Origin of the sequence: Amycolatopsis thermophila (assembly GCF_030814215.1) — a bacterium.
Classification (GTDB): domain Bacteria; phylum Actinomycetota; class Actinomycetes; order Mycobacteriales; family Pseudonocardiaceae; genus Amycolatopsis_E; species Amycolatopsis_E thermophila.
On record NZ_JAUSUT010000001.1, the window covers coordinates 715,615 to 742,430 of the forward strand.

The 26,816-nt window shown below is 72.7% G+C and carries 28 protein-coding genes; 16 read left to right on the top strand and 12 right to left on the bottom strand.

All coding sequences use genetic code 11. The features are described from left to right. Nucleotides 1-175 precede the first annotated feature (175 nt). Nucleotides 176-1,024 (top strand): putative RNA methyltransferase, encoded by an 849-nt coding sequence (locus tag FB470_RS03600; RefSeq protein WP_306988722.1) that lies wholly within the window; start codon nt 176-178, stop codon nt 1,022-1,024. Further along, nucleotides 1,021-1,656 (top strand): (2Fe-2S)-binding protein, encoded by a 636-nt coding sequence (locus FB470_RS03605; RefSeq protein WP_306988724.1) that lies wholly within the window; start codon nt 1,021-1,023, stop codon nt 1,654-1,656. The genes FB470_RS03600 and FB470_RS03605 overlap by 4 nt, the downstream gene beginning before the upstream one ends. Before the next feature lie 68 nt (nt 1,657-1,724). Here the strand turns inward: FB470_RS03605 and FB470_RS03610 are convergent, their stop codons facing one another. After that, nucleotides 1,725-2,216, bottom strand: coding sequence for an FAD-binding protein (locus tag FB470_RS03610; RefSeq protein WP_370876445.1), 492 nt, complete (start codon nt 2,214-2,216; stop codon nt 1,725-1,727). Here FB470_RS03610 and FB470_RS03615 point away from each other — a divergent pair. The 4 genes from FB470_RS03615 (at nt 2,202) to FB470_RS03630 (ending at nt 5,781) form a co-directional block, all read left to right on the top strand. After that, entirely contained in the window at nt 2,202-2,999 is a 798-nt protein-coding gene (locus tag FB470_RS03615) for an FAD-binding protein (RefSeq protein WP_306988727.1), read from the top strand. The two genes, FB470_RS03610 and FB470_RS03615, sit on opposite strands and share 15 nt — an antisense overlap. After that, nucleotides 2,996-4,288 carry an O-acetylhomoserine aminocarboxypropyltransferase/cysteine synthase family protein gene (locus tag FB470_RS03620; RefSeq protein WP_306988729.1) on the top strand — a complete coding sequence of 431 codons (1,293 nt, stop codon included), beginning with the start codon at nt 2,996-2,998 and terminating at the stop codon, nt 4,286-4,288. The genes FB470_RS03615 and FB470_RS03620 overlap by 4 nt, the downstream gene beginning before the upstream one ends. Further along, nucleotides 4,285-4,815 carry a CoA-binding protein gene (locus FB470_RS03625; RefSeq protein WP_306988731.1) on the top strand — a complete coding sequence of 177 codons (531 nt, stop codon included), beginning with the start codon at nt 4,285-4,287 and terminating at the stop codon, nt 4,813-4,815. Before FB470_RS03620 ends, FB470_RS03625 begins: the two co-directional genes overlap by 4 nt. Before the next feature lie 213 nt (nt 4,816-5,028). Then, a complete protein-coding gene (locus FB470_RS03630) occupies nt 5,029-5,781 on the top strand; it encodes an MBL fold metallo-hydrolase (RefSeq protein WP_306999043.1) in 753 nt (250 codons plus the stop codon). 22 nt (nt 5,782-5,803) lie between these two features. Here the strand turns inward: FB470_RS03630 and alc are convergent, their stop codons facing one another. Both alc and allB read right to left on the bottom strand, forming a co-directional pair. Beyond that, a complete protein-coding gene (gene alc, locus FB470_RS03635) occupies nt 5,804-6,808 on the bottom strand; it encodes an allantoicase (protein WP_306988733.1) in 1,005 nt (334 codons plus the stop codon). Then, nucleotides 6,802-8,127 carry an allantoinase AllB gene (gene allB, locus FB470_RS03640; RefSeq protein WP_306988734.1) on the bottom strand — a complete coding sequence of 442 codons (1,326 nt, stop codon included), beginning with the start codon at nt 8,125-8,127 and terminating at the stop codon, nt 6,802-6,804. Before allB ends, alc begins: the two co-directional genes overlap by 7 nt. Before the next feature lie 56 nt (nt 8,128-8,183). Here allB and FB470_RS03645 point away from each other — a divergent pair, with 56 nt between their 5' ends. The 5 genes from FB470_RS03645 to FB470_RS03665 all read left to right on the top strand — a co-directional run bounded on the left by FB470_RS03645 (nt 8,184) and on the right by FB470_RS03665 (nt 11,758). Then, nucleotides 8,184-8,654: a helix-turn-helix domain-containing protein gene (locus FB470_RS03645; RefSeq protein WP_306988736.1), complete on the top strand. Its 471-nt coding sequence runs from the start codon at nt 8,184-8,186 to the stop codon at nt 8,652-8,654. 83 nt (nt 8,655-8,737) lie between these two features. Further along, nucleotides 8,738-9,208 (top strand): 2-oxo-4-hydroxy-4-carboxy-5-ureidoimidazoline decarboxylase, encoded by a 471-nt coding sequence (uraD, locus tag FB470_RS03650; RefSeq protein WP_306988737.1) that lies wholly within the window; start codon nt 8,738-8,740, stop codon nt 9,206-9,208. After that, a complete protein-coding gene (gene uraH / locus FB470_RS03655) occupies nt 9,205-9,522 on the top strand; it encodes a hydroxyisourate hydrolase (RefSeq protein WP_306988739.1) in 318 nt (105 codons plus the stop codon). The genes uraD and uraH overlap by 4 nt, the downstream gene beginning before the upstream one ends. Before the next feature lie 2 nt (nt 9,523-9,524). Next, nucleotides 9,525-10,400 (top strand): factor-independent urate hydroxylase, encoded by an 876-nt coding sequence (gene pucL / locus FB470_RS03660; RefSeq protein WP_306988740.1) that lies wholly within the window; start codon nt 9,525-9,527, stop codon nt 10,398-10,400. Nucleotides 10,401-10,423: 23 nt separating this feature from the next. Next, nucleotides 10,424-11,758, top strand: a complete 1,335-nt coding sequence (locus FB470_RS03665; RefSeq protein ID WP_306988742.1) for a nucleobase:cation symporter-2 family protein — start codon at nt 10,424-10,426, stop codon at nt 11,756-11,758. Here the strand turns inward: FB470_RS03665 and FB470_RS03670 are convergent. Continuing rightward, nucleotides 11,706-12,554, bottom strand: coding sequence for an alpha/beta fold hydrolase (locus tag FB470_RS03670; protein WP_306988744.1), 849 nt, complete (start codon nt 12,552-12,554; stop codon nt 11,706-11,708). The two genes, FB470_RS03665 and FB470_RS03670, sit on opposite strands and share 53 nt — an antisense overlap. A 59-nt stretch (nt 12,555-12,613) precedes the next feature. On the opposite strand from FB470_RS03670, the gene FB470_RS03675 reads away from it, so the two are divergent. Then, nucleotides 12,614-13,186: a TetR/AcrR family transcriptional regulator gene (locus FB470_RS03675; RefSeq protein WP_306988746.1), complete on the top strand. Its 573-nt coding sequence runs from the start codon at nt 12,614-12,616 to the stop codon at nt 13,184-13,186. Nucleotides 13,187-13,442: 256 nt separating this feature from the next. Here FB470_RS03675 and FB470_RS03680 read toward each other — a convergent pair whose 3' ends face one another. Continuing rightward, complete coding sequence (locus FB470_RS03680) at nt 13,443-13,625, bottom strand: hypothetical protein (RefSeq protein ID WP_306988748.1); 183 nt, start codon at nt 13,623-13,625, stop codon at nt 13,443-13,445. Between the two features lie 101 nt (nt 13,626-13,726). Between FB470_RS03680 and FB470_RS03685 the strand changes: the two genes are divergently transcribed. After that, entirely contained in the window at nt 13,727-14,269 is a 543-nt protein-coding gene (locus tag FB470_RS03685) for a hypothetical protein (protein WP_306988750.1), read from the top strand. Here FB470_RS03685 and pucD read toward each other — a convergent pair. From pucD to FB470_RS03705, 4 genes are read right to left on the bottom strand one after another with little or no spacing between them, the layout of a single operon-like run. Next, the gene (pucD, locus tag FB470_RS03690; RefSeq protein ID WP_306988751.1) at nt 14,259-16,520 is read right to left on the bottom strand and encodes a xanthine dehydrogenase subunit D; all 2,262 of its coding nucleotides are present in this window, start codon (nt 16,518-16,520) and stop codon (nt 14,259-14,261) included. The genes FB470_RS03685 and pucD overlap by 11 nt on opposite strands. Beyond that, nucleotides 16,517-17,851: an 8-oxoguanine deaminase gene (locus tag FB470_RS03695; RefSeq protein WP_306988752.1), complete on the bottom strand. Its 1,335-nt coding sequence runs from the start codon at nt 17,849-17,851 to the stop codon at nt 16,517-16,519. The genes pucD and FB470_RS03695 overlap by 4 nt, the downstream gene beginning before the upstream one ends. After that, nucleotides 17,848-18,303, bottom strand: a complete 456-nt coding sequence (locus FB470_RS03700) for a (2Fe-2S)-binding protein (protein WP_306988753.1) — start codon at nt 18,301-18,303, stop codon at nt 17,848-17,850. The genes FB470_RS03695 and FB470_RS03700 overlap by 4 nt, the downstream gene beginning before the upstream one ends. Further along, a complete protein-coding gene (locus FB470_RS03705) occupies nt 18,294-19,163 on the bottom strand; it encodes an FAD binding domain-containing protein (protein WP_306988754.1) in 870 nt (289 codons plus the stop codon). Before FB470_RS03705 ends, FB470_RS03700 begins: the two co-directional genes overlap by 10 nt. Nucleotides 19,164-19,263: 100 nt before the next feature. Here FB470_RS03705 and FB470_RS03710 point away from each other — a divergent pair, with 100 nt between their 5' ends. Both FB470_RS03710 and FB470_RS03715 read left to right on the top strand, forming a co-directional pair. Further along, the gene (locus FB470_RS03710; protein ID WP_306988755.1) at nt 19,264-20,718 is read left to right on the top strand and encodes a PucR family transcriptional regulator; all 1,455 of its coding nucleotides are present in this window, start codon (nt 19,264-19,266) and stop codon (nt 20,716-20,718) included. Nucleotides 20,719-20,744: 26 nt separating this feature from the next. After that, nucleotides 20,745-21,563, top strand: coding sequence for an alpha/beta fold hydrolase (locus FB470_RS03715; RefSeq protein ID WP_306988757.1), 819 nt, complete (start codon nt 20,745-20,747; stop codon nt 21,561-21,563). Here the strand turns inward: FB470_RS03715 and FB470_RS03720 are convergent. Together FB470_RS03720 and aceB are read right to left on the bottom strand one after the other, a co-directional pair. Beyond that, nucleotides 21,542-22,747, bottom strand: coding sequence for a DUF6986 family protein (locus tag FB470_RS03720; RefSeq protein ID WP_306988759.1), 1,206 nt, complete (start codon nt 22,745-22,747; stop codon nt 21,542-21,544). The genes FB470_RS03715 and FB470_RS03720 overlap by 22 nt on opposite strands. Before the next feature lie 2 nt (nt 22,748-22,749). Next, complete coding sequence (gene aceB, locus FB470_RS03725; protein WP_306988761.1) at nt 22,750-24,324, bottom strand: malate synthase A; 1,575 nt, start codon at nt 24,322-24,324, stop codon at nt 22,750-22,752. Nucleotides 24,325-24,414: 90 nt separating this feature from the next. Here aceB and FB470_RS03730 point away from each other — a divergent pair, with 90 nt between their 5' ends. Then, on the top strand, nt 24,415-25,182 hold the full coding sequence (locus FB470_RS03730; RefSeq protein ID WP_306988762.1) for an IclR family transcriptional regulator: 768 nt from the start codon (nt 24,415-24,417) through the stop codon (nt 25,180-25,182). 112 nt (nt 25,183-25,294) lie between these two features. Here the strand turns inward: FB470_RS03730 and ftsY are convergent, their stop codons facing one another. Continuing rightward, entirely contained in the window at nt 25,295-26,716 is a 1,422-nt protein-coding gene (gene ftsY / locus FB470_RS03735; protein WP_306988763.1) for a signal recognition particle-docking protein FtsY, read from the bottom strand. Between the last annotated feature and the right edge of the window lie 100 nt (nt 26,717-26,816).

Below are 26,816 nucleotides of genomic sequence, written 5' to 3' on the forward strand. Positions count from 1 at the left end.
CCGGTGTTTCACCGGGACGCTTCCGACGTTTCCCCGAAGTGAACTGTGCCGCCGCTGTTGTTACGAGCACGTTTCGCGCGATCGGGGAAGATGTGCCTTGTTCGGAAACACAGCCGTCGGATACTCCCCGTCGCCGGTCACGGTGCGTCACAGCGGCGTGTGATGAGATGGGGGCATGACGAGGCCCGCCACATTGCCGGACGCCGTCGTCGGGGCGTTGCGGTGCCCCTTGTGCGCGGCGCCGTTCGCCCGCGACGGCCGGTCGCTGCGCTGCCCGTCGCGGCACTCGTTCGACCTCGCGAAGCAGGGTTACGTGAACCTCCTGCACGCCGGGGTCCCGGCCGGGACGGCGGACACGGCGGAGATGGTCGCCGCGCGGGTGGCCTTCCTCGACGGCGGGCACTACGCGGGGCTGCGGGACCGGCTCGCCGAGGTCACGGCGTCGGAGACCGGTGGGGAGGGTCTGGTCGTCGACGCCGGCGCGGGGACCGGTTACTACCTGGCCGGCGTGCTGGAGCGGCTTCCCGGGGCGGCCGGGCTGGCGCTCGACGTGTCGGCTGTCGCGCTGCGCCGCGCCGCGAAGGCGCACCCTCGCCTGGGTGCGGCGGTGTGGAACCTGTGGGAGCCGTGGCCGGTCGCCGACGGCTCGGCCGCGGTGGTGCTGAACGTCTTCGCGCCGCGCAACGGCCCGGAGTTCCGGCGCGTGCTGCGGCCCGGCGGTTCCCTCCTCGTGGTGTCGCCCGAACGGGGGCACCTGGCGGAACTGGCGTCGGTGGCACCGGTTCTCGAAGTGGACGCGCGCAAGGAAGAACGTCTCGACGCGGCGTTGTCGGATCATTTCGAACTGGTTTCGCGGGAGACGTTGCGGGAGCGGGTGGTGTGGAAACCGGACGACATCCGGCACGCCGTCCGGATGGGCCCCACCGGCCATCACCCGGACCGTCTCACCGCGCTCACGGACGTGACCGAGCCCGCCGAGGTGACGATCGCGTTCTCGCTGTCGCGGTACCGGAGGACGACGTGACGGCCGTGCCCGCCACCGCGATCACCGACCGGGACTGGCTGCGGGAGCAGCTGCGCCGCGCCGCCGTCCTGTACGGCGGCGGCGGGCCGGTGGTGATCGGCACGATCTGGTGGTACTCGGTGTCGGCGGTGCTCGTGACGCCCGCGCTGGACCCGCTGGTGGCGACGGGACGGGCGAGGGACCCGGCGCTGGAGGCGGTGACGCTGGACGTCATCCCCGACGGCCGGGTGCTCGACGCCCGGTCGTCGCGGCCGCTGGGATCGGACGTCGCGGTGATCGGCGAGGCGCTGGCCGGCGCGCTGGACGCCGGGATCGAGGCCGTGGCCGAGGTCAGCGGCGCCGGGACGCGGGCGTTGTGCGCCATCGCGACCGACTCGATCGCGAACGTCCTGCTGTGGGCGGGAAAAGCCGCGGGCGACCCGGCGCGCGGGGTGGAGCTGGCCGGGCCGGTGGTGGACGCCGTGGGCGACCACCTGCCCCGGCCGAGGTTCGTCGAGATCGGGTCCACACCGGTGGTGCGGCGGGCGTCGTGCTGCCTGATCTACCGCACCGGCCACCACGAGAAGTGCGTCAGCTGCCCGCGCCAGACACCGGCGGAGCGGCTGCACCGCCTGCGGCTGGCGTTCGGATGAGCGCGGTGGCGGCCGGGCTCCGCGGCTGACCGGCACCGCGGCGAGCGGTACCGGTCAGCCGCGGCGGCTCAGGAGCGTGCGGCGTGGCGCGCGGCGAGGTAACCGAACGTCAAGCCGGCCCCCACCTGGCATCCGGCGCCCGGGTACTCCGAGGCCATGATCGAGTTCGCGTCGTTGCCGCAGGCGTACAGGCCGCCCACCGGCTCGCCCGAGTCGCGCAGCACCTGGGCGTCGGTGTCGGTGCGCAGGCCCAGCGCGGTCGCCAGCGGGGTCGGCACCACCGCGATCGCGTAGAACGGGGCCTTGTCGATCGGTCCCAGGTTGACGTTCGGCGTGTGGGCGGGGTCGCCGTACTGGTGCCCGAACGGGCTCGACCCCTTGCCGTACTCCTCGTCCACCCCGGTGCGCGCGAACCGGTTGGCGTCGGCGACCGTGCGCTCCAGCCCCTCCGGGCCGACCCCGATCGACGAAGCCAGTTCCCGCAACGAGGAACCGGTGCGCAGGTAACCCGAGTCGATGTGCCGCTTCAGCAGCACCCGCGGCAGGTGCGGGTAGACCATCCCGAGCCCGTACGCACGGGCGCCGCGGTCGGCGACATGACCGCGGTGTGGGGCGTGCCGGTGCTGACGCCGCCCACCGCGCGGTACGACGGGCACCCGTCGGGTCGGATGGGCAACGTCGAGATGACGCTGCCCGGTTCGCTGACGGTCGACGCCACCGGGCGCCGGTTCGTCAACGAAGCCCTCAACTACCACGACCTCAACCGCGCGTTCGGCGCGATCGGCTCGTCCGCGTTCCTCGTGTTCGACCGCGCCTACCTGGACCGGTATCCCGTCGCGGGCGCCACGTCGCCGCAGCCGTGGATGATCCAGGCCGATTCGCTCGGGGAGCTCGCCAGGGCGGCCGGCATCGGCCCGGCTCTCGTCGCGACGGTCGAGGAGTTCAACGCGGGCGCGCGCCGCGGCGAGGACCCGGTGTTCGGCCGCGGCCGGAGCCCGCAGGACCGCCACCTCGGCGACCCGGCGATCACGCCCAACCCGTGCCTGGCGCCGGTGGAGCGGCCGCCGTTCTTCGCGGTGCCGGTGCACGCCGGGGTCCTCGGCACCGCCGGAGGCCTGGCCACCGACGCCGACGGCCGGGTCGTCGACCACGACGGCCTGCCGATCCCCGGCCTGTACGCGGCGGGCAACTGCGCCGCGACGCTGTTCCGGGACACCTACCCCGGCGGGGGCGCCACGCTGGGGTCGGCGGTGGTGCGGGCGTACCGCGCCGGGCGGCACCTCGCCCGCCACCCGGGAGAGCTGGCCCGGTCGGTGGACGGGCAGGTAGCGTCGGGCGGGTGAGTGAGCGCAGCTGGGGCTTCCGCACGCGCGCCCTGCATGCCGGCGGGACACCCGATCCGGTCACCGGCGCGCGTGCGGTGCCGATCTACCAGACGACGAGTTTCGTGTTCGAGGACGCCGCCGACGCGGCCAACCTGTTCGCGTTGCAGAAGTACGGCAACATCTACAGCCGGATCGGCAACCCGACGGTGGCGGCGTTCGAGGAGCGCCTGGCGAGCCTGGAGGGCGGCATCGGCGGGGTCGCCACCAGCAGTGGCCAGGCGGCGGAGTTCCTCACGTTCTCGGCCCTGGCCGAGGCGGGCGACCACATCGTGTCGGCCAGCGGGCTCTACGGCGGCACGGTCACGCAGCTGTCCGGCACGCTCAACCGCTTCGGCGTGGAGACCACGTTCGTGCCCGGCGACGACCTCGACGACTACGCCGCCGCGATCACCGACCGCACCCGGCTGATCTTCACCGAGGTCATCGGCAACCCGGGTGGCGGCATCGCGGACCTCGCCGGGCTGGCCGATCTCGCGCACAGTCACGACATCCCGCTCGTCGTCGACGCCACACTGGCCACGCCGTACCTGTGCCGTCCGATCGAGCACGGCGCGGACATCGTGCTGCACTCGGCGACGAAGTTCCTCGGCGGGCACGGCACGACGCTCGGCGGGATCGTGGTCGAATCCGGGAAGTTCGACTGGGGCAACGGGAAGTTCCCGCGCATGACCGAGGTCGTGCCCAGCTACGGCGGTCTCAAGTACTGGGAGAACTTCGGCGAGTACGCGTTCTGCACGCGGCTGCGGGCCGAGCAGTTGCGCGACATCGGCGCGGTGCTGTCGCCGCACTCGGCGTTCCTGCTGCTGCAGGGCGTGGAGACGCTGCCGCAGCGGATGGACGCGCATCTGGCGAACGCGCGGGCCGTCGCGGAGTTCCTGGACGCCGACGACCGCGTGGCGTGGGTCGGCTACGCCGGGCTGCCCGGGCACCGGCACCACGAGCTGGCGAAGAAGTACCTGCCGCTCGGGCCGGGCGCGGTGTTCTCCTTCGGTGTCAAGGGCGGCCGCGCGGCCGGGGAGAGGTTCGTCGAGTCGGTCGAGCTGCTGTCCCACCTGGCCAACGTCGGCGACGCCCGCACGCTGGTGATCCACCCCGCGTCGACCACCCACCAGCAGCTCTCCGACGAGCAGCTCGAAGCCGGCGGCGTGGGCCCCGACCTGATCCGGCTGTCGGTGGGCCTCGAGGACGCCGAGGACATCCTGTGGGACATCGACCAGGCCCTCACGGCGGCGGTGAAGGCCGCATGAGCCTGGAGACCACCGTGCCCGCCGGAGCCGTCCGGTCGGATTCGCCGCTGTCCTGGACGCCGCCGACGGCGCGGGAACGGCTCGCGCTGCTGTCGCGCACGAAATCCGTCACGATCGTCGGCGCGTCCGACAACCCGGCGCGGCCGAGCTACTTCGTCGCGACGTACCTGCTGTCCTCCAGCGAGTACCAGGTGAACTTCGTCAACCCGCGGCTGGAATCGCTGCTGGGTCACCCGGTGTACCCGTCGCTGGCGGACGTGCCGGGCGAGCCGGACCTGGTCAGCGTGTTCCGCAAGCACGCCGACCTGCCCGACGTCGCCGAGGAGGTCGTCAAGGCGGGCGCGCGGACGTTGTGGCTGCAGCTCGGCCTGTGGCACGAGCCGGTGGCGGAGCGGGCGAGTCAGGCGGGCCTGGACGTGGTGATGAACCGGTGCGTGAAGATCGAGCACGCGCGGTTCGCGGGCGGCCTGCACCTGGCCGGTTTCAACACCGGTGTGATCAGCTCCCGCCGGCGCCTGAGGCCCTGACCGGCGCACACACCGTCCAACCGGACGAATCGGGCGTTGCTCGCGGGCCCCGTGCCGGGCGGCGGGTTCGCCGTCCGGACGCCGATTGTGCCGGTCCGCTCGGCGAATCCGCGCCTCTCGCCCTCCACCGGAGACGCCCGATCGTGTCAGACTCGGTGGTGTGGCGGGAAGTTCCCCGTCTGGAGGTGGGTTGTTGTGGTCACGGCAGACAGTGTGAAGGTGACGTACGTAGGCGGCCCCACGGTGCTGCTGGAGATCGCCGGCAAGCGGTTCCTGACCGATCCGACGTTCAGCCCGGCGGGCGTGCACGAGACGACGCCCGGCCGCCCGCTGACCAAGACCGAGGACCCCGGGCTGTCCGCCGACGAGGTCGGGCCGGTCGACGCGGTGCTGCTGTCACACGACCAGCACGCCGACAATCTCGACCCGGCCGGGCGCGAGTACGTCGAGCGGGCCCTGCTGACGCTCACCACCCCGAGCGGCGCGCGGCGGCTGGGCGGCACCGCACAGGGGCTCGCGCCGTGGCACCAGCTGCACATCGGGCCCGTCGCGGTGACCGCGGTGCCCGCCCAGCACGGGCCCAAGGGCAGCGAGGAGATCACCGGCGAGGTCGTCGGCTTCGTGCTGACCGGCAAGGACCTGCCGACGGTGTACGTCAGCGGGGACAACGCCTCGCTCGACGTGGTGCGGGAGATCTCCCGGCGGCTGCGGAAACTGGATCTCGCGGTGTTGTTCGCCGGCGCGGCGCGGACCTCGCTGTTCGACGGCGCCCCGCTGACGTTGACCAGCGAGGACGCCGCGGAGGCCGCACAGGTCCTCCGGGCGCGGAACATCGTGCCCGTGCACACGCGCGGGTGGGGTCACTTCAGCGAGGGGCCCGACGAGGTGCGGAAGGCGTTCGCCGGGGCCGGGCTGGGTGACCGGCTGCACGTGCTGGAGCCGGGCGAGAGCGCGGTGATCGGGTAGCGATCCGCGCACCGGTTCCCGCTCACCCGGCGCTGTCGGTGAAACGGCGCTCCAGCGTCGCGCGCCCCTGGGCGGTGAGCGCGCCCCACAGCCGCAGACGCGCCATGCCGCCGTCCGGGTAGATGTCCAGGCGCAGTTCGGTCAGCTCACGCGGGTCCGGCACGCGGAAGCGGTGGCGGGTGTCCGGCTGGAGGCGGGTCCGGGGCAGCACCTCGAACCAGTCGCCGTCGAGACGGCCCCGCAGTGAAGCCCAGCCCGGCGCGTTGCCCTTGAAGTGCGTGGTGTCCAGCTCGGCCAGCCGGGGGACGCCGGCGCCCGCCAGCCGCACCGTCACCCAGTCGTTGCCGTCGTCGCGGCGGCGGGCGGTTTCCCATCCCTCGCCCATCACGGCGGCGAAACCGGGTGAGATCAGGTTGGCCGGCGACGAGTAGAACATGTTCGAGCAGTCCACCACGCGCGCGCCGTTCTCCAGTGCGGCCAGGTCCAGCGCGGCCGGGTCGACCAGGCGCGGGTCCGCCACCGGCGTCCCGTGCACCCGGAACCGGGCCACGCCGCCGTCCGGGTGGATCGTCAGCCGCACGTGCGTCCACCGCGTGCTCGAGGAGACCGCGAAGAAGTTCTCCGAGTCCCCGGCCAGGGCGGACTTCGGCACCAGCGGGGTCCACGCCAGCTCCGCCAGCTCGTCCGGGCTCGGGTACCCGTCGGCCGCCACCGCCTCCACCGACGCGAACGGCGGGTAGTTGCCCGTGAAGAACGCCGTGTCGACGACGACCCCGTGCACCACGCCGGGCAGGCCCAGCCGCACGATCGCCTGGTCCACCCCCGGTGAGCGGCGCCGCCGGGTTTCCCACCCGTCGTAGATCTGGCCCTTGTGCCCGAAGTTCCACGGCCGGAACTCGGCCGGCCCCGGCTTGATCAGGTTCTCCCGCTCGGCGAAGGCCTCGTCGTTGGCCCACACCACGCTCCCGCCGACCCGCCGCACCGCCAGGTCGGGTTCGCGAGTCCACTCCGGACGTTCGGTCACCACTGCCCCCTCCGCATCAGCTCACCCCGCGGATCGTCCCCGGAGACCTCCCGGCCGCGCAACCACGTCTGCCGCACCACGCCGCGCAGCGAACTGCCGTGATACGCGCTCACCGGGTTGCGGTGCCGCAGCTTCGCCACGTCGACCACGAACGCCTCGTCCGGTGCGAACACGCAGAAGTCCGCGTCGCAGCCCACCGCGATCCGGCCCTTGCGCGTGAGCCCGGCCAGCTCGGCCGGCCGCCGCGCCATCCAGCGCACCACGTCCTCCAGCGCGTGACCGCGCCGGCTCGCACCCGTCCACACCGCGGGCAACCCGACCTGCAGCCCGGCGATCCCGCCCCAGGCCGCGCCGAAGTCGCCGCTGTCGAACCGCTTCAGCTCCGGCGTGCACGGCGAGTGGTCGCTCACGACGCAGTCGATCACGCCGTCCGCCAGCCCCTGCCACAACAACTCCCGGTTGCCCGACTCGCGGATCGGCGGGCAGCACTTGAACTCCGTCGCGCCGTCGCGGATCTCCTCCGCCGCGAAGCTCAGGTAGTGCGGGCACGTCTCGGCGGTCAGCGCGACCCCGTCGGCCCGCGCCCGCGCGATCATCGGCAGAGCGTCCGAAGAGGACAGGTGCAGGACGTGCACCCGGGCTCCGGTGCGCCGGGCCAGCTCGATCACCCTCGCGATCGCCCGGTTCTCCGCCTCGCGCGGTCGCGAGGCCAGAAACCCTTCGTAGCGCGCGCCGTGCGGCCGCGGAGCGCTCTCGATCGTCGCAGCGTCCTCGGCGTGCACGATCATCAGCGCGCCCAGGTCGGCGAGGATCCGCAGATCGGCCTCCAGTTCGGCGTCGTCGAGCGGCGGGAACTCGTCGACACCGGAGTGCAGCAGGAAGCACTTGAACCCGAACACGCCCTGCTCGTGCAACGGCGCCAACTCGGCACCGTTGCCGGGCACCGCGCCACCCCAGAACCCGACGTCGACGTGCACACGGCCCCGCGCCGCCCGCCGCTTCACCTCCAGGGCCGCCGGATCCACCGTCGGTGGCACGCTGTTCAGCGGCATGTCCACGATCGAGGTGATCCCGCCGGCCGCGGCCGCGCGGGTGGCCGTCTCGAACCCCTCCCACTCGCTGCGGCCCGGATCGTTGACGTGCACGTGCGTGTCGACCAGCCCGGGCATCAGGACGACGTCCTCACCCAGCTCGACGACCCGGTCGCCGTCCAGCGACAGCCCCGGTTCGACGGCCACGATCCGTCCGTCGCCGACCCCCACCGAGTACGGCCCGGTGCCGGCGTCCGTGATCGCGCGCGGCGCGCGGAAGACCAGCTCCACCCCGGCACTCCTTTCGTTGCTTCCCGTTTCCCCGCCCGTGCCGTTACCGTGCGGACGTGGAACTGGAAGCCGAGTTCACCACCGAACCGTTCCGCGGCGAGGGCGAGCCGCCCGAGCACGCCGTCCGCGCGCGCACCGCCGCCGAGGAGGCCGGCCTGTCGGTGGACTTCGGCCCGCTCGGCACCACCGCCCGCGGCGACGCGGACGCCCTGCTCGACGCGCTCCCGGCGATCGCCAGGGCCGCGCTGGCCGGCGGCGCGAACCGCCTGACCCTGCAGCTGTCGACGCCGGCCGCCGCCCGTGAACCGGCCGGCACACCGCCCACCACGCTGGACCGGCTCATCACCGGCGTCGAGCGGGAACTCGGAGCCCGACTGGCCGACCTGGACCGGCCCGGCAAACAGCGCGCCGTGCGCCTGCTCGAGGAACGCGGCGCCTTCGCCCTGCGCAAGGCCGCGCCCACCGTGGCCGAGGCGCTCGGCGTCACCCGCTTCACGGTCTACAACTATCTCAACCGCGAGCCCTGAGTTCAACAAATTGTTGACGGCCGGAGAACGCGAACGTAACGTCCAGGCACCAGCATCGACAGGACCGTGATCCGGAGGAGCACTTGACTGTCACGCTCGCCGAGTTCAACAGCGCACCCCCGGACGAAGCCAGGGATCTGCTCACGGCCTGCCTGGACGTTCCGCGCTGGGTGGACGCGGTACTGGACGGGCGGCCCTATCCGGACCTCGCCGCGCTGACGGCGGCGGCCCGTCTCACCCTGACCGCGGACGAAACCCGGCGAGCCATCGCGGCGCACCCGCGGATCGGCGACAAGCCGTCCGGCGGCTGGTCCCGCGCTGAACAGTCCGGTGTGGACGACGATGCGGCCGCGAAGTTCCGCGCCGCCAACGCCGAGTACGAGGAGCGCTTCGGGCACGTCTTCCTGGTCCGCGCGAGCGGCCGCGGCGGCGCGGAACTGCTGGCGAACCTGCGCGAGCGCATGCACAACGACCCGGTCACCGAACTGGCCGTCGCCGGGCGGGAACTGGTCGAGATCGCCGTGCTGCGCCTGGAAAAGGCGGTGACGGCATGAGCCTGGTGACCACCCACGTCCTCGACACCGCCGCCGGGCGTCCCGCCGCGGGCATCGACGTGCGGCTGGAGGCGGCCGACGGCACGGAGATCGCGCGCGGGCGCACCGACGACGACGGCCGCATCCGCGAGCTCGGCCCGGACCGGCTCGAACCCGGCGTCTACCGGCTGGTGTTCGACACCGGCCCCCACCTGGGCCCGGACGCGTTCTTCCCCGAGGTCACGGTGTCCTTCCGCGTCTTCGACGGCACGCAGCACCACCACGTCCCGGTGCTGCTGAGCCCGTTCTCCTACTCGACCTACCGAGGGAGCTGACCATGGCGATCAGGCTGGGCCCCAACCAGTACGGCAAGGCCGAGGTCCGTCTCGTCACGGTGACCCGCACCGGCGCGGTGCACCACCTCAAGGACCTCACGGTGTCCACGGCGCTGCGCGGCGACCTCGCGAAGACGCACCTGACCGGCGACAACTCCGATGTCGTCGCCACCGACACGCAGAAGAACACGGTCTACGCCTTCGCCAAGGAAAGCCCGGTCGGCGAGATCGAGGACTTCGCGCTGCGCCTGGGCCGCCACTTCGTCCGCGAGTTCGCCCAGATCACCGGCGCCCGCGTGACGATCGACGAGCACGGCTGGGAGCGCATCACGGTCGGCGGCCGCCCGCACGACCACGCGTTCTCCCGCGCGGGCGAGGAAAAACGCACCACCGTCGTGACCGTCGAGAACGACCGGCACTGGGTTGTGTCCGGCCTGCGGGACCTGGTCGTGCTCAAGTCGGCCGGTTCGGAGTTCCACGGCTTCCCGCGCGACAGGTACACCACACTCGCCGAGACCCACGACCGCATCCTGGCGACCGCCGTCACCGCGCGGTGGCGCTACCAGGGCCGGGACGTCGACTGGCACAAGAGTTTCGCCGAGATCCGGCGGATCCTGCTGGAGACCTTCGCGACCAAGCACAGCCTGTCGCTGCAGCAGACCCTGTACGCGATGGGCGAGGCGGTGCTCGCCGAACGCGCCGAGGTGGCCGAGATCCGGCTGTCGATGCCGAACAAGCACCACTTCGCGGTGGACCTCGGTCCGTTCGGGCTCACCAACGACAACGAGGTCTTCCACGCCGCGGACCGTCCCTACGGTCTGATCGAAGGAACCGTCCTGCGCGACGACGCGCAGGACCCGGGCCCCGCCTGGGAGTAGCCCCGGGCAGTTGGGAGAACCGCGTGACCACGACCGCCGCGCCCGAGACGGAAGTGCATCCGGTCGATCGCAGGCCCCCGGCCCTGCAACTCGTCGTCGGGGGCGTGCAACACGTCGCCGCGATGTACGCCGGCGTCGTCGCCCCGCCGCTGATCATCGGCAGCGCCGTCGGCCTGTCCGGCGGTCAGCTGAGCCTGCTGATCAGCGCGAGCCTGTTCACCGCGGGCCTGGCGACCCTGCTGCAGACGCTCGGTGTGTGGCGGTTCGGCTCGCGTCTGCCGCTGGTCAACGGCGTCACGTTCGCCAACGTCGCCCCGGTGATGGCGATCGTGCAGCAGCACGGGCCCCGTGACGCGCTCGGGATCGTCTACGGCGCCACCCTCGTCGGCGCCGCGCTGATCGTCCTGGCCGCCCCGTTCTTCTCGCGGCTGACGCGGTTCTTCCCGCCGCTGGTGACGGGCACGGTGATCACGCTCATCGGGATCTCGCTGCTGCCGGTGGCGATCCAGTGGATCTCCAGCCAGCAGGATTCGGCCGACGGGCACGGCATCCTGCTGGCCGCCATCACCTTGCTGGCGGTGCTCGCGTTCAACCGGTTCCTGCCCGGGTTCTGGAGCCGGATCGCGCTGCTGCTCGGCCTGGTTCTGGGCACGCTGATCGCGTGGCCGCTCGGCGAGGTCGACACGTCGACCTTCCGCGAGGCGCCCGCGTTCGGGGTGGCGAGCCCGTTCCACTTCGGCACGCCCGCGTTCGACGTGGCCGCGATCGTCTCGATGGCGATCGTGATGGTCGTGATCATGGCGGAGAGCACGGCCGACATGCTCGCGCTCGGTGAGGTGGTCGGGCGGCCGGCCGGGCAGCGCACCCTGGCCGACGGTCTGCGCGCGGACGGCGTGGCCACCGCGGTGTCGACGGTCTTCGGCGGGTTCGCGTGCACCGCGTTCGCGCAGAACGTCGGGCTGGTCGCGCTGACGCGGATGGTCAGCCGGTACGTGGTGGCGGCGTGCGGGGCGATCCTGGTGCTGCTCGGCCTGTTCCCGGTCGCCGGTGGTGTGGTGGCGCTGGTGCCGCAGCCGGTGCTGGGCGGGGCCGGGCTGGTGCTGTTCGGCAGCGTCGCCGTCAGCGGCATCCGGACCCTGTCCACGGCGGCTTTCGACCGGCCGGCGAACGTGACGATCGCGGCCGCCGCGCTGGGCGTCGGCATCATCCCGATCGCCGCGCCGGAGTTCTACGCGCACTTCCCCTCGGCGGTGCAGACCGTGCTCGACTCCGGCATCAGCGCCGGCTGCATCGTGGCGGTGGTGCTCAACCTGATCTTCGGCTCGCGACGGGAACGAACTCCCGCAGCAGGGTCGTGAGCCGTTCCGGCTGGTCTTCGGGGACGAGCGTGTAGCTGTCGCCGACCTCGACGAGTCTGCCGTCGGGGAAGAGGTTCGCCAGACGCGGCCCGTGCTCGCGGGGCATCAGCTTGTCCTCCGTCGCCCACACGACGAGTACGGGCCCGGTGAACTCGCCGAGCCTGCCGGACCACTCCAGCAACGTCTCCTTCGGCGGTGTGGACAGCCCGTACTTCACGGTGTCACGCAGGATCGCGGGGTTCTCGCGGGCCGGGCCGAACCAGGTGTCCATGACCTCCGGCGGCACCGGGGTCTTGCTCATCCAGCCCCACGAGCCGGGCGCGCGCTGGACGACGCGGAACCGCAGCAGGTGCAGCAGGACCTTCATGCCGCCCGGAATCCGCGCGACGCGGACGAGCATGCGACCGGGCAGGCCGGGTGGGAAGTTGTCGAACGCCTCGCACGCGACGAGCACCAGCCGGGCGAGGCGGCCGGTCAGCCCCTCGGAGATCAGGAACTGGCCACCGCCCCAGTCGTTCAGGACCAGGGTGACGTCGCGGAGGTCGAGCGCCTCGAGGAACTCGGCGAGCAGCCGGACGTGGCCGCGCAGGGTCAGGTCGGCGTCGGGCCGCATCGGTTTCTTGTGCGCGCCCAGCGGCCAGTTCGGCAGGACGCAGCGGTATTCGGGCAGGCCGGGAACGACCTTGCGCCACACGGAATTGTCGATCGTGAGCCCGTGCAGGAGGACGATCACCGGGCCGTCGCCGCCGGTGTCGGTGTAGTCGATGGTGCCTGCGGACAGTTCGATCTCGGGCATCGCGTCGCCCCCAGATTTGATAGATCGCTCTAGTGAGGAGGCTAGCTAGGATCGGGGCGGTGGGCAACACCAAGGAGCGAATCCTGGCCGTGAGCGCCGAGCTGTTCCGGCGCAACGGCTACACCGGGACCGGCCTGAAGCAGATCGTCAGCGAGGCGAGCGCGCCGTTCGGTTCGCTGTACCACTTCTTCCCCGGCGGGAAGGAACAGCTGGCCGAGGAGGTCATCCGCACGTCGGGGATGGCGTACGGCAAGCTGTTCGACCTCCTGATCGCGCCGGCGCCGGACCTGGTCACCGGGCTGGAGCAGGCGTTCGCCGCCGCCGCCGTGACGTTGCGGGAAACGGACTACGCGGACGCCTGCCCGATCGCGACGGTCGCCCTGGAAGTCGCGAGCACGAACGAGACGTTGCGCCGGGCGACCGCGGACGTGTTCACCGCGTGGATCGCCACGGGCACGGCGGTGTTCGGACGGTTCGGCCTGTCCGAGGACGCCGCACGCCGGCTGACGATCGCGGTGATCACCGGCCTGGAGGGCGCGTTCGTGCTGAGCCGCTCGCTCCGGGACGTCGAGCCGCTGGCGGTCGCGGGCGAGGCCGCCGTCGCCACGGCACGCGAACTCCTCGCCGGCTGATTCCTTCCGCACCCCGGCGGTGACTGGTAGGAAGCAGGCATGCGCAACCCGTTCCGGCGCCGTCGGACTCCGCCGCCGCGCACCGAACCGGCCGCCGGCCCCCTGCCGGGCGGCGGGCTGGAACTGCGCGGGCACGGTGCGACCGTGTTCCGGGTGACCACCGTGCCGGCCGCCGACGGTGTGCCCGCTGGGCGCTGGCCTCCTGTGGCACGGACGGAGTGGCGCTGTGGGACCCGGACCGGATGGGCCGGGCGGGCTACGAACCCCGGCGGCTCACCGGGACACGGGCCTCGGCGCTGGCAGTGATCCCGGCGGAGCCACCGCTGATCGCGGTCGCGGAGCGGACGCGGTGCGGGTGGTCGACCCGGCGAGCGGCCGGCAGGTGTTCGGGTTCGAGCAGCCGCCGCATCCGCCGGGCCACGCGGGCGATCAGGTCCACCGGCTGACCGGTGTCCGCTTCGGCGCCACGGCGGGTTTCGCCGCCGCCCGCTTCGGCGGGACGCTCGAGCTGTGGGAGCAGGCCGGGGAGACCTGGCGCCGGTGTCCCTCGGGTCCACCGAGGTCATCGCCGCGGCGTTCCGCGAACACCGCGAGTGCGGTGTGCAGCTGTGGGACCCGCAGCGGCCGACCGCGCTCACCGCTCCGTCCAACCGGCACGGGCCCGCGTTCGGTCTTCCCGAGCCGGGCAGCGCGACGATCAACGACCTCACCGGCATCGCCCTCCCCGACGGGCCGGCCCGGATCGTCCGCGCGGCCAACGACGCCCGCGTACTGATCTCGGCGCCGCTCGGCGTCGGCGACCTGGTCGACGGGAAACGTGCCGGTGCGGCCCCGCCCCAGGGCGGCACCGGGAACTTCGCCAAGGTGCGCACGGCCGGCGGCGAGATCATCGGCCTGTGGTTCGCCGGCACCGACCACGCGAGCGACCGGGTCCTGATCGAAACCTGCCTGTTCGGCGAGGACCTCCTGCACCTCATGGGCGGCGAACACCGGGTGGTGCCCAACACCTACGACGACCGCGGCGGTGCGTTCGTCATGTCCGGCCGCCACCTGGCGCCCGGCGAACGCGGCCTCAGCCGATGATGTGCTCGGGCCGTACCGGGACCCGCGGCAGGTCCTTGCCCGTCGCGGCGCGGATCGCGGCCACGATCGCCGGTGTCGACGAGATCGTCGGCGGCTCGCCGACCCCGCGCAGGCCGTAGGGGGCGTTGGGGTCGGCCAGCTCCAGCACGTCGATCGACATCGGGGGCATGTCGAGCACCGTCGGGATCAGGTAGTCGGTGAACGACGGGTTGCGGATCTTGCCGTCGCGGGTCTGGATCTCCTCCATCACCGCGAGCCCGAGCCCCTGCGCCGAACCGCCCTGGATCTGGCCCAGCACCGCCTGCGGGTTGAGCGCGCGGCCGACGTCCTGGGCGCAGTCCAGCGCCACCACCTTCACCAGGCCCAGCTCGACATCCACGTCCACGACCGCCCGGTGGGCCGCGAAACCGTACTGCACGTGGGCGTTGCCGGCGCCGGTCTCGGGATCGAGCACCTCGGTGGGCCGGTGCCGCCACTCCACCACCTCGTCGACCACCTCGTCGCCCAGCACGTCGACCAGGTCCGCGAGCACACCGTCCCGGGTGGACACGACCTTGCCGCCGACCAGCTCCAGGTCGGGCGCGCCGACGCGCTTGGCCAACGCCGTGCGCACCGCCAGGCACGCGGCCCGCACCGCTCCCCCGGTCACGTAGGTCTGCCGGGACGCCGACGTGGAACCCGCGTTGCCGATCGAGGTGTCCACCGGCAGGATCGTCACGCGCTCCACGCCCAGCTCGGTCCGCACGATCTGCTGCAGCACCGTCACCAGGCCCTGCCCGACCTCGCACGCCGCGGTCTGCACCGTCGCCGCCGCCTCGTCGCCGACCACGCGCAACTGCACCCGCGCCGTCGAGTAGTCGTCGAAGCCCTCCGAGAAGCAGATGTTCTTGATGCCCACCGCGTAGCCGACGCCACGCACGACTCCCTCGCCGTGCGTGGTGTTCGAGACGCCGCCGGGGAGCGTCCGCAGGTCTCGGTCACCCGACGGCGAGACCGGCAGCGGTTTCGCGGCCACCCGCTGCAGCAACTCCGCGACCGGCGCGGCCGAGTCCACGATCTGCCCGGTCGGCATCCGCGAGCCCTCGCTCATCGCGTTGCGGACGCGCACCTCGACCGGGTCCAGGCCGCACGCCGCCGCGAGCTTGTCCATTTGCGACTCGTACGCGAACGCGGCCTGCACCGCGCCGAACCCGCGCATCGCACCGCACGGCGGGTTGTTCGTGTACGCGCCCCAGCAGTCGACCGTCACGTTGTCCACGTCGTACGGCCCGACGCCGAGCGTCGCGGCGTTCGCGACGACCGCGCCCGTGGACGAGGCGTAGGCGCCGCCGTCGAGGAAGAGCCGCGCCTTGACGTAGACGAGCTTGCCGTCGCGGCCGGCGCCGTGCTCGTAGTACATCTTCGCCGGGTGCCGGTGCACGTGGCCGTAGAAGGACTCCTCCCGGTTGTAGACCATCTTCACCGGTTTGCCGGTGTGCAGCGCGAGCAGGCACGCGTGGATCTGGATGGACAGGTCCTCGCGCCCGCCGAACGCGCCGCCGACCCCGCCCAGCGTCAGCCGCACCTTGTCCTCGGGCAGGCCGAGCGCGGCCACGATCTGCCGCTGGTCGACGTGCAGCCACTGGGTCGCGACGTAGAGGTCGACGCCGCCGTCCTCGGCCGGCACCGCGAGCCCGGACTCGGGCCCCAAGAACGCCTGGTCCTGCATGCCCACCTCGTACACGCCGGAGACCACCACCTCGGCGGTCGCCGACTGGTCGCCCCGTCGCACCGGGACGTGCCGCACCACGTTGCCGTTCGGGTGCACTTTCGGGGCCTCACCGCGGACGGCTTCCTCGGCGTCGGTGACGGGTTCGAGGAGCTCGTACTCGACGCGGATGCGCTTCATCGCCCGGCGCGCGGTCTCGGGGTGGTCGGCGGCCACGAGCGCCACCGGTTCGCCCTGGTAGCGCACGACGTCGACGGCGAGCACGGGCTGGTCGGGGTGTTCGAGCCCGTACCGGTTCACGCCCGGCACGTCCTCGTGCGTCAGCACGGCCTCGACGCCCGGCACCTTCAGCGCTTCGGTGATGTCGATGGCCGTGATGCGCGCCGACGGGTGCGGGCTGCGCAGCGTCACGCCCCACACCATGTCCTCGTGCCACAGGTCGGAGGAGTACGCGAACTCGCCGCGCACCTTGACGATCCCGTCCGGGCGGCGCGGGCTGCTGCCGATGCCCTCCGCCGCGGTGACCCGCTCGACCGTGGTCATCGCAACCTCCTGCTCGCCGCGGTCAGTTCGCGAGCGATCGCGGCCTCGTCGCCGGTGCGCAACTCGCCGTCGGCGACCACCGTGCGGCCGCCGGCGAGCAGCAGGCGAAGCGGTGGCGTCGTGCCGAGCACGAGCGCGGCGACCGGGTCGTCGATCCCCGCGTACCGCAGGCCGGTCAGGTCCCACACCGCCAGGTCGGCGAGCTTGCCCGGCTCGATCGACCCGAGCTCGCCCGCCCGGCCGAGGCAGCGCGCGCCGCCCATCGTGCCCATCCACAGCGCCTCCCGGACGGTCAGCGCGGTCGGGCCGCCGCGTTGCCGCGCCTGCAGCAGCGCCTGGTGCAGCTCCTCGCCGAGGCCGCCGGACTCGTTGGACGCCGCGCCGTCCACACCGAGCCCGACCGGGGCGCCCGCGTCGAGCAGCTCCCGCACCGGCGCGATACCCGTGCCCAGGCGGCCGTTGGACGTCGGGCAGTGCGCCGATCCGGTGCGGGTCGTGCCGAGACGGCGGATCGCGGACTGCTCCAGGTGCACGGTGTGCGCGAGCCACACGTCGTCGCCGAGCCAGCCGAGCTTGTCCGCGTACTCGGCGGGCGTGCAGCCGTTCTCCGCGACGCACTGCTCTTCCTCGTCCAGCGTCTCGGCGAGGTGCGTGTGCAGCCGGACTCCCTTGCGGCGCGCGAGATCCGCGGCCTCCCGCATCAGCTCCTCGCTGACCGAGAACGGCGAGCACGGCCCGGCGGCGATGCGGATGCGCGCGTTCGGCGCCGGGTCGTGGTGGGCGTCGATGGCCGCTTCGGTGCCCAGCAACGCGGCTTCGGTGGTTTCGACCAGGTTGTCCGGCGGCAGCCCGCCGTCGGACTCGCCGCGGTCCATCGAGCCGCGGACGAGGTGCGCGCGGAGACCGATCCGCGTGGCCGCCGCGATCAGGGCCTCGATCTGGTCGCCGCTGTCGCGCGGGAAAACGTAGTGGTGGTCGGCCACCGTGGTGCAGCCGGTCAGCGCCAGGTGCGCCAGCCCGGCGGACGCGGCGGCGTGCGTGACGTCCGCGTCGAGCCGCCCCCAGACCGGGTACAGGTGGACCAGCCACTCGAACAGCGTGGCGTCGGCCGCGAGCCCGCGGGTGGCCCACTGGTAGAGGTGGTGGTGGGTGTTGACCAGTCCGGGCGTGACGAGGCAGCCGGACGCGTCGACCCGCTCCCCCTCGGCCGTCGCGGGCCCCTCGCCGACCGAGGTGATGGTCTCGCCGTCGACCACCACGTGCCCGCTCCGGTATTCGCTGCCGTCGCCGTCGACCGTCACGATGGCGGCGCCCTCCAGGATCAGGGTCATCGGGCCACCGCCCGCACCGCGTCGAGGATCTTCTCGTAACCCGTGCACCGGCACAGGTTCCCGGCCAGCGCCTCGCGGATCTCCTCGTCACCGGGACGCGGCACCCTGGCGAGCAGGTCGTGCGCGGCGATCACCAGACCGGGTGTGCAGAACCCGCACTGCACCGCCCCGGCGTCCACAAAGGACTGCTGCACCGGGTCGAGCCGGTCGCCCTCGGCCAGGCCCTCGACCGTGACCACCTCGCGCCCCTCCGCCTGCCCGGCCGCCACCAGGCACGAGCACACCGGGGTGCCGTCCAGGTAGACCGTGCAGGAGCCGCATTCGCCCTGCTCACAGGCGTTCTTCGAGCCGGGCAGGCCGAGGCGTTCGCGCAGCAGGTAGAGCAGGCTCTCGCCCTCCCACACGTCGTCGGCCTCGCGGCGCTCGCCGTTGACCGTCACGTTCACGCGCATGTCCGCTCACTTCCCAGGTAGTCCTGCCAGGCCCAGCCGAGGGCCCGCCGCGCGAGCACCGCCAGCGCGTGCCTGCGGTACTCCGCGGTGCCGCGCACGTCGTCGATCGGTGCGGCCGCCGCCGCGACCAGCTCGCCGAAGTGTCGTTTCACCGAGTCGCGCAGCGGTGCCGGGGCGTCCCACGGCAGCTCGCCGGCCAGGAACTCCTCGGCCTCGGTGGCGCGGCGGGGCGTGGGTGCCGCCGAGCCGATCGCCGCGCCGGCCCGGCGCCCCCGCGGATCGAGCGCGACGGCGAACGAGCACACCGCGATGACCATCGCGTTGCGCGTGCCGACCTTGGCGAACTGCTGCGGCCCGGTGGCGACCGGAAGGTGCACCGCGACGATCAGCTCGTCGGGCTCCAGGCTGTGCTTCTTGACGCCGACGTAGAACTCGTCGGCGTCGATGATCCGGGTGCCGCGCACCGACGCGGCCTCGACGCGTGCACCGGTGGCCAGCAGCACGGGGTGGGTGTCCCCCGCCGGCGAGGCCGCGCCGAGGTTCCCGCCGACCGTGCCGCGGTTGCGGATCTGCGGCGAACCGACGGTCCGCGAGGCCATCGCGAGCCCGGGCAGCCGTTCACCCAGCTCGGTGATGAGCCGCGTGTACGACACCCCTGCGCCGAGCCGGACGTCGTCGCCGTCGGTGGTCCACTCGCCCAGCTCCGCGACGCGGGTCAGGTCCAGCAGGGCGTCCGGACGGCGGTGATCGAAGTTGAGCTCGACCATGACATCCGTGCCGCCGGCCAGTGGCACCGCGTCCGGGCGCTCCGCCTTCGCGGCGAGCGCTTCGGCGAGCGTCGACGGTCGCAGGAATTCCATGGATAGCAGTAGACGCCCGCGGCACGGGCACCGGCAACGGCGGCTCAGTACGAACCGACAGCAGCGGCCCGGCGCGGGTTTGTGCTTTCCTACAACCCTGATGACGACCGTCAAGACACTGCTGGAGATTCCGGAACTGCGGTTGCGGTTGCGCACCGGCGCCGGGCTGCTCGGCCGCGAGGTCCGCCGGATCTACGTGACCGAGCTGCCCGACCCGAGCCGGTACGTCTCGGCGGGCGAGGTCGTCCTGAGCGGGCTGCTGTGGTGGCGACAGCCCGGCGATGCGGAGCCGTTCGTGGCGGCGCTGGCGCGCGCCCGGGTCGCCGCGCTGGCCGCGTCCGGTGCGGACACCGGAGGGATCCCGCCGGACGTGGTGCACGCGTGCGCGCAGCACCGGATCCCGCTGCTGGAGGTACCGGCCGACCTGTCGTTCGCGGTGATCACCGAACGCGTGGTGCTGGAGCTCGCCGCCGCCCGCGGCCGGGAACCGGGCGGCGCTCGCAAGCGCTTGCTGTCGGCGGCCACCGAGGACGTCTCGCTGCCCGCGTTGCTGCGGCAGGGCGCGATCGAGCTGGGCGCCCCGTGCTGGGTGCTCTCCGGCACCGGACGGGTGGTCGCGGGAACGGCGGAGCCACCGGCGGGCGATCCGGTGTCCCACGTGGTGCCGGGCCGGGAGGTGACCGTGCACGACGGGCGCGCGCTGCTGCCGGTCGGCGGGAGCTTCACGGTGCCGTGGCTGCTCGCCGTCGGGCATCCCGAACCGGGCGAGCTGGCCGGCGAACTCGCCGACCTGGTGCGGCTCGCCAGGGCGCGGATGGACCAGGTGCGGCGGATGTCCGGGCGCGCCGCGGAACCGTTGATCCACGCGCTCGCCGAAGGTGGGCCGGTGGCGGAGGCTTACGCCGCGTCCGGGCTGCCGGAGGACGCCGAGATCCGGGTGCTGCTGGCCCGTGCTCCGGACGACGGCGCGGGACGGGCGGCGGACGTGCTGGCGGAGGTGCTCGCCGAAGCGCGGCCAGTGGTCGGGGTGGTCGGCGAGGACGCCTACGCCCTCGTCGCGGGGCCCGGAAACTGGATGCGCGTGGCGGGTGAGGCGCTGACGCGGGTGGACCGCCTGATTTCGTTGTCGCGGTTCCACTTGGGATCGGGCGGCCCGGCGTCGGTGGACGGCCTGCGCGGCGCGGCGCAGGAAGCCCGGCACGCGGTGGAACTGGCGGCCCGGCGCGGCGGGCGCATCGAGCTGGTGGCGGGTGAGGACATCGCCGTGCACCAGCTGCTGGCGGCCGGCGCACCGGACGAACTGCGGCGCACCGTCCGGGCACGGGTGCTGGGCCCGCTGCTCGCCTACGACGCCGCGCAGGGCACCGATCTCGTGCACACCGTGCGGGTCTACCTGGAGTGCTCGAGCTCGCCGACGGTCGCCGCGCGGGCGCTGCACGTCCACGTCAACACCCTGCGGTACCGGATCGCGCGGGCTTCGGAGCTGCTCGGCGTGGACCTGAACGACTTCGTCACGCAGGTCGACGTGTACCTGGCGCTGCTGGTTACCGTCTAACTGGGTTAGCTGGTAACGTCCTGGGCGTGGAGCGGATCGAGACGTCGAGCGGAACCGCGCGCTGGTCGCGAACCGGCTCCGGGTCGCCGGTGGTGCTGATGCACGGCACGCCGTTTTCGTCCTTCGTGTGGCGGGACGTCGCGGCGGCGCTGGCCGGACGGCACGAGGTGTTCGCGTGGGACATGCCGGGTTACGGGCGGTCCGAGATGCGGGCGGGCCAGGACGTGTCCCTGGCCGCGCAGGCGCTGGTGTTCACGGAGTTGCTGGAGCACTGGAGCCTGGAGTCGCCGTCGATCGTCGCGCACGACTTCGGCGGCGCGGTCTCGCTGCGGGCGCACCTGCTGCACGGCGCGCGGTACCGGCGGCTCGCGCTGGTGGACGTCGTGGCGATCGCACCGTGGGGCACGCCGTTCTTCCGGCTGGTGCGCGAAAACGCCGCGGTGTTCGAGCAGCTGCCTGCGCACCTGCACGCCGCGCTGGTGCGGGAGCACGTGAGCACGGCGTCCGGACCCGGTCTGCGTCCCCAGGTGCTGGAGCGACTGGTGTCACCGTGGCTCGGGGAGACCGGGCAGGCGGCGTTCTACCGGCAGATCGCCCAGGCGGACGAGCGTCACACCGACGAGATCTCGCCGCTGCTGGGCAGTCTGGACCTGCCGGTGCAGGTGTGCTGGGGCGAAGCGGACTCGTGGATCCCCGCCGCGCAGGGCGCGGAATTGGCCGCCCGGATCCCCGGCGCCACCCTGCGGCTGCTGCCCGGCGCGGGACACCTGGTGCAGGAGGACGCGCCCGCCCCGCTCACCGCCACCCTGCTCGACTTCCTCGGTCAGCCCCAGAAGGTCGCGTAGGCCTCCAGCCGCGCGCGGTCCAGGCCCGTCAGCTCCTCGACCTCGCCGGCGTCGACGGCACCGCAATCGAGTCCGCGCAGCAGGAACCCGGACAGCGCCCGCGCCGTGGCCGGCTCGTCCAGCACGCCGCTGTCCACTTGCGACGCGTAGTCGCGCAGACGCGCCGCCGCCGCGGGCAGGCCCGCCCGGAAGAACCCGTAGGTCGCCGCGAAGCGGGTCGGCAGCTGGTGCGGGTGCAGGTCCCAGCCCTGGTAGAAGCCGCGCTCCAGCGACCGCCGCACCAGACGCAGGTGCTCGCGCCACGCGGGGAGCAGCGCGTCGCCCACCGGGAGCCGGTTGGTCGAGCCGTCGGACAGCCTCACCCCCGTGCCCGCGGCGCTGACCTGCATGAACGCCTTCGCGAAGTCGGCCGCCGGGTGCTCCGTGCTCTGGTACTCCGCGGCGATGCCCAGCCCGGCGCTGTAGTCGTAGGTCCCGTAGTGCAGCCCGCTGCAGCGTCCCTCGGCGGCCTGCACGATCCGCGCCACCGCGACCCGGCCCTCGCTGTCCACGATGGACTGGGCGGTCTCGATCTGCACCTCGAACCGCAGCCCACCGGGCGGCAGGCCGTAGGCCCGCTCCAGGTGGCCGAGCACCTCGGCGGCCGCGCCGACCTGCTCGACCGCCGTCACCTTCGGCAGGGTCACCACGAACCCGGGCGGCAGGTCACCGTGCTCCAGCAGACCGGACAGGAACGCGTCCAGCGTCCGGATTCCTCGCCGCCGCGTCGCGCGCTCGAAGCTTTTGAACCGGATCCCGCAGAACGGGGTCACCGGGTTCTCCGCCAGCAGCCGGCCGGCGGCGAGTGCCGCCTCGTCCTCGACGTCGTCGCCGGGGCGGCCGTAGCCGTCCTCGAAGTCGATGCGCAGGTCCTCGATCGGCTCGCTGACCAGCTTGCGCCGCACCCGCTCGGCCACCGCCGGGTCGAGCCCGAGCGCCCGGCCGTTCGCGTCGAACACCGCCCGCGCCTGCTCGCCCCAGCGGGCGACCAAGCCGGGCGTGTACCGGTGCGCCGGCACGTAGACCGTGTGCACCGGCTGCCGCCCGGCCGGCTCACCGGGGTAGCGCGCCTCGACGCGTGCGTCCACTTCGGACAGCCGGGCGTCGATGCCCGCGTAGACGTCCCCGGCGAGCCGGCCCGCCACGGCTACTTGATCCGCTCGTAGGCGGGCAGGGTCAGGAAGTCGACGAACTCGTCGGCCAGCGCGACCTCCTCGAACACCTCGACCGCCGGGACCAGCAGGTCGGCCGGGACCTGGCCGTCGAGCTCCTTGCGGACGTCGTCCAGAACCGACTTGACCAGCTCGCGGGTGACCTTCTGGCCGTTGTCGAGCTGCGTGCCGTTCTGCACCCACTGCCAGATCTGCGAGCGCGAGATCTCGGCGGTGGCGGCGTCCTCCATCAGGTTGTGGATGCCCGCCGCGCCGTTGCCGCCCAGCCAGGACGCGATGTAGCGGACGCCGACGTCGACCGCACCGCGCAGGCCGGCCTCGGTGGCGCGGCCCTCGGTGCTCGCGACGTCGAGGAGCTGGTCGGCGGTCACCGACACGTCCTCACGCAGCCGGTCCAGCTGGTTCGGCTTGTCGCCGAGGACCTTGTCGAACTCCTCCTTGCACAGCTCGACCATGCCCGGGTGCGCGACCCACGAGCCGTCGAACCCGTCGTTCGCCTCGCGCGCCTTGTCGGCGTGCACCTTCTTCGAGGCGTTCTCGTTGACCTCGGGGTCCTTGCTCGGAATGAACGCGGCCATGCCGCCGATCGCGAACGCGCCCCGCTTGTGGCAGGTGCGCACCAGCAGCTCGGTGTAGGCGCGCATGAACGGCGCGGTCATGGTGACGCTGTTGCGGTCCGGCAGCACGAACTTCTCGCCCGCGTCGCGGAAGTACTTGATGACGCTGAACAGGTAGTCCCAGCGGCCCGCGTTGAGGCCCGAGGCGTGCTCGCGCAGCTCGTAGAGGATCTCCTCCATCTCGAACGCGGCCGGGATGGTCTCGATCAGCACGGTGGCGCGGATGGTGCCGTGCTCGATGCCCAGCTCCTTCTCGGCGTGGGTGAACACGTCGTTCCACAGCCGCGCCTCGAGGTGGCTCTCCATCTTCGGCAGGTAGAAGTACGGGCCCTTGTCGTTCGCGAGCAGGGCGCGCACGTTGTGGAAGAAGTACAGGCCGAAGTCGACCAGCGCGCCGACGCCCTTGCGGCCGTCGAAGGTCAGGTTGTGCTCGTCGAGGTGCCAGCCGCGCGGGCGGACCACGATCGTCGCCAGCGGGGCGTCCTTGCGCAGCTCGTAGTGCTTGCCGTTCGAGTCGAGCTCGATGGTGCCGCGGATGGCGTCGTGCAGGTTGACCTGGCCGCCGACGACGTTGTGCCAGTGCGGGGTGTTGGCGTCCTCGAAGTCGGCCAGCCACACCTTCGCGCCCGAGTTGAGGGCGTTGATCGTCATCTTGCGGTCGGTCGGGCCGGTGATCTCCACGCGGCGGTCGCGCAGAGCCGGCGGCGCCTCGGCGACCTTCCAGTCGCCCTCGCGGATCTCCTTGGTCTCGGGGAGGAAGTCCAGGCGCCCGGTGCGCTTGGCCTCCTCACGCCGCTTCGCGCGTGCGGCGAGCAGCTCGTCACGACGCGCCGCGAAGTTCTGGTGCAGCCCGGCCAGGAAGTCCAGCGCTTCCGGGGTCAGGATCTCGTCGCCTCGCTCGACGGAGCCGCCGAGCACCTGGACGTCAGCCATGCGGAACACTCCCAAGAAGAACTTGCGGTTCGGTTTTTACATCCCGGACTATAGTTTCTACATAGCGGAAGCTCAATGTGAGGAGACGCGGTGACCGAGGCGAAGGTGGGACGCGACGGCGGGGTCCAGTCACTGCGGCGCGCGTTCGAGCTGCTCGAGCGGCTCGCCGACACCGGTGGCGAGGCGAGCCTGTCCGAGCTGGCGGCCACGTCGGGCCTGCCGATGCCGACGATCCACCGGCTGATCCGCACGCTCGTGCAACTCGGTTACGTGCGGCAGAACACCAACCGGCGGTACGCGCTGGGGGCGCGGCTCATCCGGCTGGGTGAGCACGCGAGCATGCAGTTCGGCACCTGGGCGCGGCCACTGCTGGCGGAACTGGTGGAGGCGACCGGCGAGACGGCCAACCTGGCGGTCCTGGAGCGGGACGAAGTGGTGTACGTGTCGCAGGTGCCGTCGAAGCACTCGATGCGGATGTTCACCGAGGTCGGGCGCCGGGTGCTGCCGCATGGGACCGGCGTCGGGAAGGCGATCCTGTCCCAGCTGCCGGCGGAGGACGTGCGCGCGCTGCTGGCCCGCACGGGGATGCCCGCGTACACCGACCACACCTTCACCGACGCCGACGCGCTGCTGGCGCACCTGGCCCAGGTCGCGGCCCAGGGCTACGCCGTGGACGAGAGCGAGCAGGAACTGGGGGTGCGCTGCGTGGCGGTCCCGCTGACCGGGACACCGGCTCCGGCGGCCGTTTCGGTGTCGGGACCTTCCGGCCGGCTGACCCTCGAGGCGGTCTCGCGGATCGCCCCCCTGGTGCAGGCGACAGCGGCGACGTTGTCCACCCACCTGGCGGAGAGCGCCTGAAACAGGAAGAAGCGCGCCGCCTCCCCTGCGACGCGCTTCTCACACTCTGTCGAACTTCGACCAGGCTTGTACAGTGTTCGTCGTTCCTGTCACCCGACCGGGTAACCGTCGATCAGCCCAGCAGGGCGTCCACGAAGGCGGCCGGTTCGAAGGGCGCCAGGTCGTCCGGCCCTTCGCCCAGTCCGACGAGCTTCACGGGCACCCCGAGCTCGCGCTGGACCTGGAACACGATGCCGCCCTTGGCGGTCCCGTCGAGCTTGGTCAGCACGATCCCGGTGACGTCCACGACCTCGCGGAACACCCGGGCCTGCATGAGGCCGTTCTGCCCGGTCGTCGCGTCGAGGACGAGGAGCACCTCGTCCACCTTGGCCTGCTTTTCGACCACCCGCTTGACCTTGCCGAGCTCGTCCATCAGGCCCGTCTTGGTGTGCAGTCGCCCGGCGGTGTCGATCAGGACCGCGTCGACCCCGGAGTCCACTCCGCGCTTGACCGAGTCGAACGCGACCGACGCCGGGTCCGCGCCCTCCTTGCCGCGCACGACCTCGGCCCCGACGCGCTCCGACCACGTCTGCAGCTGGTCGGCCGCCGCGGCGCGGAAGGTGTCCGCGGCGCCGAGCAGGACCTCGCTGCCCTGCGCGACCAGCACGCGCGCGAGCTTGCCGGTGGTCGTGGTCTTGCCGGTGCCGTTCACGCCGGCGACCAGCACGACCGCGGGCTGCTTCTTCCCGTCCACGGTGTGCGCCAGCGCCCGCACCGAACGGTCCCAGTCCGGGTGCAGCGCCCCGGTCAGCACCGACTTGAGCACCGTGCGCGCCTCGGCCGACGTCCGCACCGCGCGGGCGGTCAGCTCGGTCCGCAGCGTCTCGACGATCTCCGTGGTCGTCGCCGCGCCGAGGTCCGCCATGAGCAGCGTGTCCTCGACGTCCTGCCACGAGTCCTCGTCCAGGTCACCGGCGCCGAGCAGGCCGAGCAGGCTCTGCCCGAACATCGACCGGGACTTCGACAGCCGTCCGCGCAGCCGCTCGATGCGCCCGCTGACCGGCTCCGGCTCCTCGACCGCGACCGCGGACGGCTCGGGTTCGCGGGCGGCCGGGACCTGCGGCGCCTCGGTGACCGGCGGCGACGCGGGCACCTCGGGCGCGGGCGGCGTCAGGGGCGTGTCCGGCGGCGCCGGTGGGGCCTCGCGCGCGGGTGAAGCCGCCTCGGGCAGGCCCACGTCGACGATGCCGCGCCGCGGCGAGTCACGGGGCACGGAGGCGTCGTCGCCGACACCGGGCTGACCGTCGACCTCGGTGCGCTCACCGGCGGGGTGCTCGGGGGGTTCGACGGTCTCCGTCTTCTGACCACCAGGCGCCAGGGCGATGCCGCCACCGGCCTGGTAGCCGCCCCCTCTCGGCGGCTTGGTCTCCCGCTCCTGCTCCGCCTCGGTCAGGCTGATCTTCCGCCGACGGGCGACGACCAGACCGCTGATGAGGAGGATCGCCAGCAGGATGACGACCACCAGGGTGATCCAGAACCAGAGGTTTTGCGCCACGTCGTCATCCTCGCATCCGACGCGCGACCGAGCAGTCCGCCCCTCACGGACTCACCTCGGACAAGAAATCACCGGACACCTTGCGTTCCGGTGATAAAAG

Bases quoted from the DNA above. Each gene is read 5' to 3' on its own strand.
- FB470_RS03600 (WP_306988722.1), top strand. From the start codon at position 176: ATGACGAGGCCCGCCACATTGCCGGACGCCGTCGTCGGGGCGTTGCGG.
- pucD (WP_306988751.1), bottom strand. From the start codon at position 16,520: ATGACCACGGTCGAGCGGGTCACCGCGGCGGAGGGCATCGGCAGCAGC.
- uraH (WP_306988739.1), top strand. From the start codon at position 9,205: ATGAGCCTGGTGACCACCCACGTCCTCGACACCGCCGCCGGGCGTCCC.
- FB470_RS03710 (WP_306988755.1), top strand. From the start codon at position 19,264: ATGACGACCGTCAAGACACTGCTGGAGATTCCGGAACTGCGGTTGCGG.
- aceB (WP_306988761.1), bottom strand. From the start codon at position 24,324: ATGGCTGACGTCCAGGTGCTCGGCGGCTCCGTCGAGCGAGGCGACGAG.
- FB470_RS03610 (WP_370876445.1), bottom strand. From the start codon at position 2,216: ATGGTCTACCCGCACCTGCCGCGGGTGCTGCTGAAGCGGCACATCGAC.
- FB470_RS03700 (WP_306988753.1), bottom strand. From the start codon at position 18,303: ATGCGCGTGAACGTGACGGTCAACGGCGAGCGCCGCGAGGCCGACGAC.
- FB470_RS03695 (WP_306988752.1), bottom strand. From the start codon at position 17,851: ATGACCCTGATCCTGGAGGGCGCCGCCATCGTGACGGTCGACGGCGAC.
- FB470_RS03705 (WP_306988754.1), bottom strand. From the start codon at position 19,163: ATGGAATTCCTGCGACCGTCGACGCTCGCCGAAGCGCTCGCCGCGAAG.
- FB470_RS03670 (WP_306988744.1), bottom strand. From the start codon at position 12,554: ATGCCCGAGATCGAACTGTCCGCAGGCACCATCGACTACACCGACACC.
- pucL (WP_306988740.1), top strand. From the start codon at position 9,525: ATGGCGATCAGGCTGGGCCCCAACCAGTACGGCAAGGCCGAGGTCCGT.
- FB470_RS03625 (WP_306988731.1), top strand. From the start codon at position 4,285: ATGAGCCTGGAGACCACCGTGCCCGCCGGAGCCGTCCGGTCGGATTCG.